Origin of the sequence: Flavobacterium sp. UGB4466 (assembly GCF_903469665.1) — a bacterium.
Taxonomy (GTDB): domain Bacteria; phylum Bacteroidota; class Bacteroidia; order Flavobacteriales; family Flavobacteriaceae; genus Flavobacterium; species Flavobacterium lipolyticum.
In genome coordinates, this window is record NZ_CAGKLC010000064.1 from 16,510 (window position 1) to 28,927 (window position 12,418).

A 12,418-nucleotide genomic window follows, 5' to 3' on the forward strand; every position below is an offset into this window, starting at 1 on the left:
TATAGAGCAAAGAACAATGAGTATAGAACAAAGAGACAAGATTTTAGAGCAAAATCTATAATCTCGCCTCTTTGCTCTATTTTCTATTTTCAAATCGCTTTCATAACTGCGAAGATAAATTTTAATTGGGAAATTTGAAAGTCTGAAATAATTCATTGGCTATTTTAATAAATAAAGATATTGAGTAGATTTGTTCAGATGTTTTTAGACCAAACCCCTTTATAATGACTAACGAAGAAAAAGTTCCTTTTGAAACCATGAATTTTGCCGGTGTGACTTTCAAGGTGATTAACCGACCTGAAGCACATACTATTATTGGCGATCTTACTGATTTTAACAATCAAAAAATATACAATGTTTTTGAAGATACCTGGCGTTTTCCGGATTACGAAGACAATCCTATATTTCTCTTAGCGGAAGATGATGTCGAAATGGATACGTTTGAAATGGATTACAGTACAGATGAAAATCAGGATGTTTTTATACTCGGATTTATTTTCAAAGGCAATCTAACGGTTAAAAAACTTATTAGTTCTTTTGACACAGATAATTCACCTGCTCTGATCGTTTTAGGAGAAACAATTACTGCAAACATTACCTTGTTTGGAAGTGTACATTATTTAGGTGGCGGCTTAAAATGCGATTCACTTTTAGGAGAATACAATCATGGAGAACTTTTTGTAAAGGGTGATGTTACCGCCTGGTTGATCTACAGTGATGATATGTGGATGCATTTTGAACGTTTTACCAATGTTCAGGCAATTGTTAATGTGGGCAGACCTGATGTTTTGATTTGCAGTAATCTGACGGATACAGACGGATCAATCGTAATCATTGAAAATTACCTTCCTTCGACACACCGATTGAGTGATATCGTAAATGATTCTTTTATTGAATATTCCGATGATGGTACGGAGATCCTGGGTAATAATTACTATGATGATTGCTTTAAAAAAGGACTTTCAATTGTTGATCAGAGCAAATCAGATCAATATTTGTATACTGATTTTCGCGCTCAGTTTAGAGAAGCCGTAGAAACGGTAGTTGAGATGGAAAAATTCAAAACTGAGGAAAGGCTTTACAGCAATATTGGAAATACCACACATTTGTTTGTTTCTTTTGATTATGAAGGAAAGAAATACAGTCAGCTTTCAGAAGAAATTGGAAACGGATTTAATATTAGGATGCGTGGTTTATGGTGTCATGATACGGAAGAAATTACACTCATTCTCGAATATCTGGATGAAGAGGGGAATCCGAAATACCAATGGATGAATGATGAAACGACAAACGGAATAGAGTTTTATTGCATAAAACGTGCTGTAATAGAAGCTTTTTATTCTCTGACTTCAGAGACTGAAGAGGAAGAGGAAAGTGAAGAAATGGAGGAAGATGAAGAATACGACAACAGCTTTTCACTGGAAGAATTTGCTGTGCAGTTTGGCAAGTATGCTTTACCGGCAGATTTAGTAAAGCTGTACGAGTTTGAGCAGGAATATGGCCCAGAAACTTATTCGGAATGTTTTGGTTTGACTATTACAGAAGACAAGACCGGTATAAAAACATGGTCGGAAAAAGAAGCCTTTTACAATAGTTTTATCGAGTTTGCAGGAGCCAACGGTTCCGGAAGTTCGTATGCTTACTGGCTGATAAATGAGGATTTAAACGATTGCCCGATAGTCGTGTTTGGCGATGAAGGAGGTATTCATATAGTAGCCGAAAACACCAGTAAATTAATTCATCTTCTGACTTTAGATACCGAAATTTCAGTTGATTTCGATTCGGCTTATTTTTACAAAGACGAAGAGTATTATGAAGAGAACGAATATAAGGAAGAGTTTCAGCAATGGGTTAAAAGTGAGTTCAGTCTTGATGCGTTAGAAACCAATGAAGAAACAGAAGAAATTGTAAGCGAGGCTCAAAAGAAATACAAAAAACGACTGAATGATTTCTTAATCAGTTTTGATATTGAAATAGGCGAAAACGACGAGTAATTCTCAGAGAGTTCAAGAGCTCTACAAAATCGAAATTTCTATCTTTGAATAAAATTTATAAAAATGACTACACATTTAGCACTTTTACGCGGAATCAACGTTTCCGGTCACAACATGATAAAAATGGAAGCTTTGAAGACAATGTTAGAAAACATGGGCTTTCAAAACGTACGCACTTACTTGCAGTCCGGAAATGTATTTGTGGATACAGAAGAAGAAAGTGCTTCAAAAGTAGGTTTTATGATCAAACAGGAGATTTTTAAAGTTTTTGGACATGAAGTTCCTGTGATTGTAATTGCTAAAGAAGACCTGGAATTGTGCTTTTCTAACAATCCATTTTTAAAAGAAAAAGATATTGACATCAAGAAACTCTACATTGTTTTTGTTTCGATTGCTTTGAAAAAAGAAAGCATACACGATTTAAAAATCAGTCAGTTTAAGCCCGATGAAGCCAGTATTGATGAAAACAGAATCTATATTAAGTATGATATAGGTGCCGGAAAGACAAGATTAGAACTTAAATACATTGAGAAAAAACTAAATGTAATAGGAACAATGCGTAACCTGAATACCGTTACCAATTTGCTGGAGATGTATGTTTAGGTTTTTAGATCTTTAGATTTTTGGATTGTTGGATCTTTAGATTGTTGGATCTTGATTGAAGAAACGCGAAAGACAGAGTCCCGGAACTAGTTTTTAGAAATTAATTCGTCGTAAGATCTAAGTAGTCTAAGCTAGTCTAACAATCTAAAGATCTAATAATCTATCTACTCTCTCATCCATTTTAACATCGTCGGAAAAGCCGGTTTTCCCTCCTTAGCAGCATTATCAACTCCTAAAGCGAGACCGATCCACTCAAGAAAAGGCAGACCAATAAAATTTCCTGAAGTAAAATTAGAGATCAGCCATTCAGAATCATTTTTATAACCATTAGGATGAAAAACCAGCTCGATTGGTAATTCTAAATGAGAACATGCGGCAAATGACCATAAAATAGCGGCCATTTCTTCGGCTTCAGTGGGCCAGTTAGAGGCTATTTTTTCGGTTCCAACGAGTTTTCTGTCGGAAGAACTGGTAACGGCAAGATGCCCCGCTTCGTGCAAAATATCACCCGGATATAATAATTTATCATAATCAATAATAACACAATTCGGACCTAAATCTAAACCCGGCAGAAAAGTGTCATTCAATTCCTTTTCAATTACATCTATTCCAATTTCAGTAAGAAAAGATATAATTTTCTTTATTTCTGAATTTTCTTTCGTGAACATATTCTCGTTTTAAATCAAATCGCAATACCAAAATCCATAATCAAAAGCATCACTGGAATTGGTGTCACAAGCAGAGTTTGACGTTTCCTGAGTTTTAGGCTTTTCATACTTGCGGTAAACAATTTCTCCAATTTCAAAAGGAACAGGTTCGGAGAAAATTGGCCCATCAAAAGTAAAAGTATGAAATTCACCATTTTCACCACAAACATCTACGTTTTCAGGTAAGTCGTTAATGAAATCCTGATCGATAATTCTTCCCACAAAACTTTTATCTAAAAACCGCTCGTTTACACATACCACAATCGTTTTAAATCCAAGTGAAATGAATTCTTGTATCAAATCCTGAGTCGGAATTTTCCAAAGAGGGAATACACCTTCAAAACCTATTTTAGCCAATTGAGTCTCGCGATACTTGCGCAAATCTTCCAGAAAAATATCGCCAAAAATGGAATGTGTGATTCCAAGACTTTTTAATTCAGCTAAGGTTTCATTCATAACACCTTCATAGGTCTCCATCGTGGGCATCTCCGGGATTTGCATGATTTTCAAAGGTAAACCGAGACTTTTTGCTTGCGCTTCCAACAGTTCTACACGAACACCATGCATAGAAATTCGCTGGTATTGCTGATTAACACTTGTCAGTAAACATTCAATTTTGAAATCAGGATTTTGCAAAATTTTATAGAGGGCAAGAGCAGAATCTTTTCCGCTGCTCCAGTTAAATAAAGCTTTTTTAGGTATTGGCATGCTGTTGTAATTTTGTCTGGTAAACTTACAACTTTCATTCGATTTGTTTGTCAAACCTTTGTAACTTTGGAATTTCGCCCACAAATTTGGTTCAATGAAATATACGCTATTATTTTTTACCGCTTTTACTTTTGCGCAGCAAACACAATTTGTTGATTTTAAAACCGTTTCCGGACAATTGACTGTAAATGCTGTCGAAAAAACAATTTCAGGCACAGTCGATTATCAATTTGAGATTCTGAAACCGATTGATACGATCAGGATTGATGCAAAAAATATGGCATTTTCTAATGTTCAGATAGATAACAGAGAAGCTGTTTTTATAAGTACAGATAAAGAATTGAAGATTGTCGGTAATTTCCAAAAGGGAGAAAATCATCTTACTTTTCAATACAGCGCCAAACCAAAACAAGCCCTGTATTTTGTGAATATGGACAACTCGGAAGTACAAATATGGACACAAGGACAGGGAAGGTATACCAGCAATTGGCTTCCAAGTTTTGATGATGTAAACGAAAAGGTAGTATTTCGTTTAGGAGTAACATACGATAGTGCTTATCAGGTAATTTCGAATGGTATTTTAGAGAATAAAAAAATAAACGCCAATCAAACACAGTGGCAGTATAAAATGGAGAAACCAATGAGTTCTTATCTTCTGATGCTTGCCATAGGAAAGTATGATAAAAAAGAGCTAAAGGCAAAATCCAGAATCCCATTAGAGTATTATCTGGAAAACAAAGATGCAGATCGTTTTGAACCAACTTACCGTTACTCTAAACGTATTTTTGATTTTTTAGAGAAAGAAATAGGAGTTAAATATCCATGGGAAATCTATCGCGAAATTCCGGTTCGTGATTTTTTATATGCCGGTATGGAAAACACCACTTCAACACTTTTCGCTACCCGTTATGTAGTGGATTCCATCGGTTTTGAAGATCGAAACTATACCAATGTAGATGCACATGAATTAGCACATCATTGGTTTGGTGACCTTATTACAGCCGAAAGCAGTACGCATCACTGGCTCCAAGAAGGTTTTGCAACCTATTTTGCTGCTTTGGCCGAAAGAGAAATTTACGGTGATGATTTTTTCTACTCCAAATTGTACGACACCGCACAACAGATAAAATTTGCCTCCAGGACCGATTCTATTCCGGTTTTAAATGCAAAAGCAAGCTCTTTGACTTTTTATGAAAAAGGAGCCTGGGCATTATTTGTATTACATGAATCTATTGGCGATAAAGCATTCAAAAAAGCAATAAAGAGTTATCTTAAAAAGTATGCTTATCAAACGGTAAATACACAAAACTTCTTCGATGAAATAAAAAAGGTCTCTGACTTTGATTTGGATAAATTTCAGAAAACCTGGTTGGAATCAATCGTTTTTGATACAGCAACAGCCAATACTTTATTGAGTAAAAACAAATCGATTCAGGTTCGATTAGAAGTTGATAAATTAAAAAAGACAGCTTTAGCAGAGAAAGAAGTATTTCTAAGTAAAACTTTAGATTCAGATATTTATTATTCTGTAAAAGAAGCTATTGTTAATCAATTAGAAAATGAAAAATACGAATCAAAGAGAGCCTTATTATTGCAAGCTCTGAAAACTAATGAACTTCAGGTTCGGCAGGCAGTTGCGGCTTCTTTGACTAAAATTCCAGAAGACTTCAGGGTGGAATATGAAAGCTTGCTTGACGATAAATCATATCAAACACAGGAAGTTGCTTTGTATTGGCTATGGAGAAACTTTCCCGAGCACCGTACCCGATATTTGGACAAATCAAAAAATTGGGTTGGTTTCAACGACTACAATTTAAGAACACTATGGCTTTCATTAGCACTTTCAACACCTAATTATACAAATGATTCAGAAGTCTTAATCTCAGAGTTAATTGCTTTCTCTTCTGCAAAATATGAAGCTACAACCAGGCAAAATGCTTTAGAAAAACTGATTGCTTTTAAGATTATCAATGATGCTGTTTTAACGAACTTAGTTTCCGCGACAACTCATCACATGTGGCAATTTTCAAAGTTTGGAAGAGATACAATTCGACTTTTGCTAAAAAATACAGATTTGCGTGCTTCGTTTGAAAGAATTTTGACTAATTTAAACCCCGATGAACAATTTCAACTAAAACGTTTATTGGCAGAGGAGGTGAAGAAATAGCAATTTTTAGTAGTAATAAAAACAGATTGGAGTAATTTTTAAAAAAATACCATTGAATACTTTTAACTCCTAACTCAAAACCCACAACTTAAAAAAATATGAGAGCATTGGTTATTTCTGGTGGAGGAAGTAAAGGGGCATTTGCCGGCGGTGTCGCACAATATCTGATCGAAGAGAAGAATCACGAGTATGATTTGTTTATAGGTACTTCGACCGGTAGTTTACTTATACCTCATTTAGCCTTGGGACACATTAAGAAAATTCACTCTGTTTATACCAATGTTACCATGGCCAGTATTTTTAATATTTGCCCATTTGTTGTGAAAAATAAAGACGGAGTAGACATTGTAACCATAAATCATTTTAACGTATTACGACAGTTTTTCAAGGGAAAACGTACTTTCGGTGAAAGTAAAGGTTTAAAGAGATATATAAAGAACAATTTTTCTATATCAGATTTCAATAAACTAAAAAAACTTGACAGTGACATTGTTATAACGGTAACTAATTTTACCAAGAATGAAGCAGAATACAAATCGGTGAAAGATTGCACTTATGAAGAATTCTGTGAATGGTCCTGGATCTCCAGTAATTATGTTCCTTTTATGAGCCTTGTTGAGAAAAACAATTACGAATACGGGGATGGAGGCTTTGCGAGTTTAGTTCCAATCCGCGAAGCCATTAATCGCGGGGCAACAGAAATTGACGTCATCATTCTCGAAACCGAGGTAAATATGGACAAAACGGTTATCGGTAAGAACCCGTTTTCTTTAATGATCGATTTGTTTCGAATTGCTTTAGACCAGGTCGAAAAACATGATATTACCATTGGGAAGCTTCTCGCAAACAATAAAAATGTAAAACTTAATCTGTACTACACCCCAACAAAACTAACCGATAATGCCCTTATTTTCAATCAGGAAGTCATGAAAGAGTGGTGGGAACAAGGCTATGAATATGCCCAAAATAAATCTGAAGTTATGAGTGATAACAGATAGTCTTTCTTAGATTTGCTTAGATTGTTAGATTTTTGGATCTTTAGATTATTGGATCAATTGAAAAACACTCCTTATAAGGTTTAGTTTCAAAATAAAAGTAGTCCAAGCCAGTCTAATAATCTAAAGATCCAACAATCCAAAAATCCAGACTAGAAAAGCTCCGTTACTTAGATCTTTAGATTGTTGGATCAATCGAAAAACACTCCTTATAAGGTTTACTTTCAAAACAGAAGTAGTCCAAGCCAGTCTAATAATCTAAAGATCCAACAATCCAAAAATCCAGACTAGAAAAGCTCCGCTACTTCATTCTTGATATACGCCAAAGCGGCATTGCTTGGAGATTGCTTCTCCAATAAATCATTTAAAATTACTTCACGCAATTTATCAGCACTGTCTACACGATCGCTCATGGCAGTTTTGCGGATGATTTGTATGGTCGAATTTTTTGCTGTGGTAATAATCGTCCAGCATTCATCCGACATATAAATTTGTTGGGTTAAATTGTGCTCAAACTCTTGTTCGATCTGATCAATCACGAAATTCTCGTAATCGTGTTTTTCATTTGAGACTGGAGCGATACGGATCAATAATTTGGTCAGATTGATACGCTCTAAATATAAAGTCATACGCTCGTAAGCTTGTAAGCGTATAGGTAAAGATTCTTTATGTGCTTCTTTGTTTAATAAAAAATTACGCTTTTTATCGAAATTCTTAATGTGCAGTTCAAAAAAACTGTAGGCAACAAATCCGGTAACGACAGCAGGTAAAGTGTAACTGGCTAATTCTATAATTCTTGTAAAATCCATTGGGTTTAAATTTTTAGCAAAAATATACTTTTCGGGGAGAAATCCACTTTAAAATTATTGTAATAACAAACTGGAAGTATACTTTTGTGATGAGATTTTAAAACTACTTCAAATACAGCCTGAATGGACACCTACATTATAATTTTACTTTGTTTAGCTGCTTTTGCGGCAGGATTTATTGATGCTATAGTAGGCGGCGGCGGATTAATTCAAACACCAATGGGTTTGATTCTATTGCCAAATTTACCGGTTTCTACCGTTATAGGTACTCTGAAGTTACCTGCTTTTACCGGAACTTCTTTCGCAGCCTTTCAATACCTCAAAAAAGTTGTAATTCAATGGAAACTTTTAATCATCATGATGTGTTTAGCTGTTCCCTCTGCATTTCTGGGGTCCACGCTGCTAACCTACGTTAGCAACGATTTTATGAAACCTCTTTTATTGGTAGTATTATCACTTTTGCTGATTTATACGTATACCAAGAAGAATTTCGGACAACATGAAGCCAAAGATCATTCGGCCGGAATACAAATACTGTATGCCGTTGTTATCAGTGTAATTGTTGGTTTTTATGATGGTTTTATCGGTCCTGGAACCGGCAGTTTTTTCGTGGTGGCTTTCATAGCACTTTTAGGATTTGATTTTCTTCACGCGTCCGCAAATGCCAAAATGGTAAATCTCGCTACCAACTTCGGCTCGATTTGTTTGTTTATGATAAAAGGGAAAATAATCTGGACAATCGCAATTCCAATGGCGATAAGCAACGGACTTGGTGGTTGGCTTGGCGCAAAACTCGCCATTAATAAAGGAAACGGTTTTATTCGTGTTTTCTTTTTAGTGGTCGTAATTGGTACGTTAATCCGATTTTCTTACGATGTGTTTTATAAATAGGTGCTGAGTTGCTAAGATTCTAAGGGTCTAAGTTTTCCATTGGTTTTCGTTTCTAATAAATAACTATTAATAAATTTCATACATTGTAATAAATAATTCTCTTGAAAGTTTAGATAAACATGTCCACTAAATAGGTTAGTGCCTGATAATCTATATTATTAGAAAAACAAAAATCTTAGCACCTCAGAACCTTAGAATCTTAGTAACTTATTAAAGCTATAATTCTTAATTTTGCATCACTATGGAGAAAAATTTCATGCAAAAGTACATTGACCAGCTCAATGAAGCGCAACGACAACCTGTTTTGAAAAAAGACGGGCCAATGATTATTATTGCTGGAGCAGGTTCGGGAAAAACCCGTGTTTTAACAATTAGAATCGCCTATTTAATGGCTCAGGGTATTGATGCTTTCAATATCTTGTCGCTTACTTTTACGAATAAAGCTGCCCGCGAAATGAAGCACAGGATCTCAGATATTGTGGGAGCTTCTGAAGCAAAAAACCTTTGGATGGGAACTTTTCACTCGATTTTCGCGCGTATTCTTCGTGCAGAATCAGACCATTTGGGTTACCCTTCTAATTTTACGATTTATGACTCTCAGGATTCTGCCAGACTGATTTCTTCTATCATAAAAGAAATGCAGCTGGATAGGGACATTTATAAACCAAAACAGATTTTAGGTCGTATATCAAATTACAAAAACAGTTTGATTACAGTTAAAGCCTATTTCAATAATCCTGAATTGGTTGAAGCGGATGCCATGGCAAAAAGACCGCGTTTAGGAGAGATTTATCAGCAATACGTTGAGCGCTGTTTTAAGGCCGGCGCTATGGATTTTGATGATTTGTTATTGAAAACAAATGAGTTATTGACCAGATTTCCAGAAGTTCTAGCAAAATATCAAAACCGTTTTCGTTATATTTTGGTGGATGAGTACCAGGATACGAACCACTCTCAATACCTGATCGTAAGAGCGTTATCTGATAAATTTCAGAATATTTGTGTGGTTGGAGACGACGCTCAGAGTATTTATGCTTTCCGTGGAGCGAATATCAACAATATTCTGAACTTCCAGAAAGATTACGAAGGCGTAATCATGTTTCGTTTAGAGCAAAATTACCGTTCCACCCGTAATATCGTGGAAGCAGCAAATACGGTGATGGAACATAATAAAACCAAACTTGATAAAGTTGTTTGGACGGCAAATGATTTTGGCGCAAAAATTAAAGTCCACCGAAGTTTAACAGATGCTGAAGAGGGACGCTTTGTAGCCAGTACGATTTTTGAACAAAAGATGCAAAACCAACTGCATAATGGTTCGTTTGCCATCTTGTACCGTACCAATGCACAGTCACGTGCGATGGAGGATGCACTTCGTAAACGAGATATTCCCTATCGAATTTACGGTGGTTTATCCTTTTATCAGCGCAAAGAAATTAAAGATGTTTTGTGCTACCTTCGTTTGGTAATCAATCCGAAAGACGAAGAAGCCTTGATTCGTGTAATCAATTATCCGGCACGTGGAATTGGAGATACAACCGTCGAAAAACTTACGATTGCGGCAAATCATTACAAACGTTCGATTTGGGAAGTAATGGTTAATATTGACAAAATCGATTTAAAATTAAATGCCGGAACAAAGAATAAAATCAGAGATTTTGTTACGATGATCCAGAGTTTTCAGGTCATCGATCAGAATCAGGATGCTTTTTATGTTACAGATCATGTCGCTAAGAAAACAGGACTTGTCCAGGAATTAAAAAAAGATGCCACGCCGGAAGGAATGGCTAAAATTCAAAATATTGAAGAGCTCTTAAACGGTTTAAAAGATTTTACTGAAGGACAAAAAGAGATTGATGGTGCAAGAGGAGCTTTGTCTGAGTTTATGGAAGATGTGGCATTGGCTACAGATTTAGATAAAGATACTTCTGATGAAGATCGTGTGGCATTAATGACGATTCACCTTGCTAAAGGACTTGAATTCCCCCACGTTTTTGTAGTAGGAATGGAGGAAGATTTATTCCCAAGTGCAATGAGTATGAGTACACGCAGTGAATTGGAAGAAGAACGCCGTTTGTTTTATGTAGCGCTTACCCGTGCCGAACATCAGGCTTATTTGACCTATGCACAATCACGTTACCGTTGGGGAAAACTGACCGACAGTGAGCCATCGCGTTTTATTGAAGAAATTGATGGGCAGTACCTGGAATATTTAACACCGGCCGAAACCAATTATCGCTATAAATCTCCAATCGACGGAGATATTTTTGGAGATATTGATAAGTCAAAACTACGATTGATAAAACCTGTAGGAAGTACACCGCCTAAACATGTTACAGCTAATGAGCCAAAATCGGATTTGAATATTCGAAAATTAAAACCCGTTACTGGAACCAGTCCAAACAATGGAGCCGCCAATTTGTTTGATAATAAGCTCACCATTGGAAACATAGTGATGCACGAACGTTTTGGGAAAGGTGAAATCGTCAACATGGAAGGTGTTGGTGCTGATAAAAAAGCTGAAATAAAATTTGAAGTGGGCGGAATCAAGAAATTGTTGTTAAGATTTGCTAAATTAGATGTTGTAGGGTAAAAAGAGTATAGAGAAAAGATGATAGAAAATAGATTTTTAAAGAAATTTAATTTTTTATAACTGGATTTGATTTTCAACCCTCTTAAATTTTCATTACTTTTTAAAAGGATAAAGATTCTATAAATCTATTGTAATTGTAATGTTGTGGTTTATTTTAAAAATTTAAAAAGAACTAAAGATCAGTCTTTGTTCTATAATCTAACTTCTTTATTCTAAAAAAATGGCTGAGTTCATAAAAATATATTCGGACAAACCCAGTGAAGCTGCAATAGCCAAAGTGGTAAAAGTACTTCAGAGCGGTGGTTTGGTGATTTATCCAACTGACACCGTTTATGGTTTAGGTTGTGATATTACCAATTCGCGTGCTTTAGAAAAAATTGCAAAAATAAAAGGCGTCAAATTAGAGAAAGCAAATTTCTCGTTCATTTGTCACGATTTAAGTAATTTATCGGACTATGTACGCCAAATTGATACATCAACGTTTAAAATTCTTAAAAGAGCATTACCAGGACCTTATACTTTTATTCTGCCTGGAAACAATAATCTTCCTAAAGAGTTTAAAAAGAAAACAACGGTAGGAATTCGTGTACCAGACAATAATATTATTCTTGAAATTGTTCGTCAGCTTGGAAATCCGGTGGTCTCAACTTCTATTCGTGATGAAGATGATGTAATTGAGTATACCACAGATCCTGAACTGATCTTTGAAAAATGGCAAAATCTGGTTGATTTGGTTATTGATGGCGGATATGGCGATAATGTAGGGTCTACAATTATTGATTTATCAGAACACGAGCCGGTAATCGTTAGAGAAGGAAAAGGGGATGTTGGTATTTTGTAAATTAAAACTTAAATTATTCTTCAAAAATTAAGATTGTAAATTAAAAATTTTGTTAATTAGTAATATAATTCTATTACAAATTCTATGAAAAACATAATTTGCATTTCTTT

The 12,418-nt window shown here is 35.3% G+C and carries 10 protein-coding genes; 7 read left to right on the forward strand and 3 right to left on the reverse strand.

Annotated elements, in window-relative coordinates; genetic code table 11:
- Positions 1–224: 224 nt before the first annotated feature.
- Both JO950_RS14935 and JO950_RS14940 read left to right on the forward strand, forming a co-directional pair.
- Positions 225–1,994: a hypothetical protein gene (locus JO950_RS14935; protein ID WP_202703379.1), complete on the forward strand. Its 1,770-nt coding sequence runs from the start codon at positions 225–227 to the stop codon at positions 1,992–1,994.
- Positions 1,995–2,057: 63 nt separating this feature from the next.
- Entirely contained in the window at positions 2,058–2,597 is a 540-nt protein-coding gene (locus JO950_RS14940) for a DUF1697 domain-containing protein (protein ID WP_202703380.1), read from the forward strand.
- A gap of 164 nt (positions 2,598–2,761) precedes the next feature.
- Here JO950_RS14940 and JO950_RS14945 read toward each other — a convergent pair whose 3' ends face one another.
- Together JO950_RS14945 and JO950_RS14950 are read right to left on the reverse strand one after the other, a co-directional pair.
- On the reverse strand, positions 2,762–3,265 hold the full coding sequence (locus JO950_RS14945) for a hypothetical protein (RefSeq protein ID WP_202703381.1): 504 nt from the start codon (positions 3,263–3,265) through the stop codon (positions 2,762–2,764).
- A 9-nt stretch (positions 3,266–3,274) separates the two neighbouring features.
- Complete coding sequence (locus tag JO950_RS14950; RefSeq protein ID WP_202703382.1) at positions 3,275–4,012, reverse strand: diphthine--ammonia ligase; 738 nt, start codon at positions 4,010–4,012, stop codon at positions 3,275–3,277.
- A 94-nt stretch (positions 4,013–4,106) separates the two neighbouring features.
- On the opposite strand from JO950_RS14950, the gene JO950_RS14955 reads away from it, so the two are divergent.
- Together JO950_RS14955 and JO950_RS14960 are read left to right on the forward strand one after the other, a co-directional pair.
- Positions 4,107–6,179, forward strand: coding sequence for a M1 family metallopeptidase (locus JO950_RS14955; RefSeq protein ID WP_202703383.1), 2,073 nt, complete (start codon positions 4,107–4,109; stop codon positions 6,177–6,179).
- A 98-nt stretch (positions 6,180–6,277) separates the two neighbouring features.
- Entirely contained in the window at positions 6,278–7,177 is a 900-nt protein-coding gene (locus tag JO950_RS14960) for a patatin family protein (protein ID WP_017497538.1), read from the forward strand.
- Positions 7,178–7,461: 284 nt separating this feature from the next.
- Here the strand turns inward: JO950_RS14960 and JO950_RS14965 are convergent, their stop codons facing one another.
- The gene (locus tag JO950_RS14965; RefSeq protein ID WP_202703384.1) at positions 7,462–7,983 is read right to left on the reverse strand and encodes a hypothetical protein; all 522 of its coding nucleotides are present in this window, start codon (positions 7,981–7,983) and stop codon (positions 7,462–7,464) included.
- 123 nt (positions 7,984–8,106) lie between these two features.
- Between JO950_RS14965 and JO950_RS14970 the strand changes: the two genes are divergently transcribed.
- The 3 genes from JO950_RS14970 to JO950_RS14980 all read left to right on the forward strand — a co-directional run bounded on the left by JO950_RS14970 (position 8,107) and on the right by JO950_RS14980 (position 12,308).
- On the forward strand, positions 8,107–8,874 hold the full coding sequence (locus JO950_RS14970) for a TSUP family transporter (RefSeq protein WP_202703385.1): 768 nt from the start codon (positions 8,107–8,109) through the stop codon (positions 8,872–8,874).
- 256 nt (positions 8,875–9,130) lie between these two features.
- The gene (locus tag JO950_RS14975) at positions 9,131–11,467 is read left to right on the forward strand and encodes an ATP-dependent helicase (RefSeq protein ID WP_202703387.1); all 2,337 of its coding nucleotides are present in this window, start codon (positions 9,131–9,133) and stop codon (positions 11,465–11,467) included.
- 220 nt (positions 11,468–11,687) lie between these two features.
- Positions 11,688–12,308 carry an L-threonylcarbamoyladenylate synthase gene (locus JO950_RS14980; RefSeq protein ID WP_202703386.1) on the forward strand — a complete coding sequence of 207 codons (621 nt, stop codon included), beginning with the start codon at positions 11,688–11,690 and terminating at the stop codon, positions 12,306–12,308.
- Positions 12,309–12,418: the final 110 nt, after the last annotated feature.

What these genes read in the sequence shown, in the direction of transcription:
- JO950_RS14935 (WP_202703379.1), top strand. Translation starts at nt 225, where the DNA reads ATGACTAACGAAGAAAAAGTTCCTTTTGAAACCATGAATTTTGCCGGT.
- JO950_RS14940 (WP_202703380.1), top strand. Translation starts at nt 2,058, where the DNA reads ATGACTACACATTTAGCACTTTTACGCGGAATCAACGTTTCCGGTCAC.
- JO950_RS14945 (WP_202703381.1), bottom strand. Translation starts at nt 3,265, where the DNA reads ATGTTCACGAAAGAAAATTCAGAAATAAAGAAAATTATATCTTTTCTT.
- JO950_RS14950 (WP_202703382.1), bottom strand. Translation starts at nt 4,012, where the DNA reads ATGCCAATACCTAAAAAAGCTTTATTTAACTGGAGCAGCGGAAAAGAT.
- JO950_RS14955 (WP_202703383.1), top strand. Translation starts at nt 4,107, where the DNA reads ATGAAATATACGCTATTATTTTTTACCGCTTTTACTTTTGCGCAGCAA.
- JO950_RS14960 (WP_017497538.1), top strand. Translation starts at nt 6,278, where the DNA reads ATGAGAGCATTGGTTATTTCTGGTGGAGGAAGTAAAGGGGCATTTGCC.
- JO950_RS14965 (WP_202703384.1), bottom strand. Translation starts at nt 7,983, where the DNA reads ATGGATTTTACAAGAATTATAGAATTAGCCAGTTACACTTTACCTGCT.
- JO950_RS14970 (WP_202703385.1), top strand. Translation starts at nt 8,107, where the DNA reads ATGGACACCTACATTATAATTTTACTTTGTTTAGCTGCTTTTGCGGCA.
- JO950_RS14975 (WP_202703387.1), top strand. Translation starts at nt 9,131, where the DNA reads ATGCAAAAGTACATTGACCAGCTCAATGAAGCGCAACGACAACCTGTT.
- JO950_RS14980 (WP_202703386.1), top strand. Translation starts at nt 11,688, where the DNA reads ATGGCTGAGTTCATAAAAATATATTCGGACAAACCCAGTGAAGCTGCA.